Here is a 434-nt window from a genome sequence, read left to right as displayed (position 1 = left end):
ATCTGGCACAGTCGACCGACCTTGCACCTGAATTCGATGAGCTTGCCGCGGCTTGCGAGCGGCGCGGCCTAGCCTTCCTGCCGGTCGAGCTGGACGACGCGGCAACGGCGCTGGCCAAAGCCGATCCGAAAACCACGCTGGTGTGGACGCTGACCGACGGCATTGCCTATTTCCGTGGCGCCGCTGCGCCCACGCTTGCCCGGCTGAACGGGCTCAAAACCGTCGGCGCCGACGATGCGCTGTTCGCGCTCTGCCAGGACAAGTTCCGCTCCGGCGCCGTGCTCGGCGCGCTCGGCCTGCCGGTGCCGCAGGCCGGCCTCGCCCGCGATGGCCACTGGCTCGTCGAGCCGACGCCGTCGGAAGCCGGTTGGTTCGTCAAGCCGAACCGGCTCGGCTCCAAGGTCGGCATCTGGCCGGACTCGCGCTGTAATGAC

General features: G+C 69.1%; 1 protein-coding gene. It reads left to right on the top strand.

Features of this window, described 5'->3' with window-relative positions:
* The coding region (locus AC1DY7_RS31325) for a D-alanine--D-alanine ligase family protein (protein ID WP_477497652.1) at positions 1 to 434 on the top strand (434 nt) is incomplete at both ends.

This window comes from Mycobacterium sp. P2_H7 (assembly GCF_056403275.1).
The sequence above is the reverse complement of the archived record's forward strand: the minus strand, read 5'-3'. Positions and strand labels throughout refer to the sequence as shown.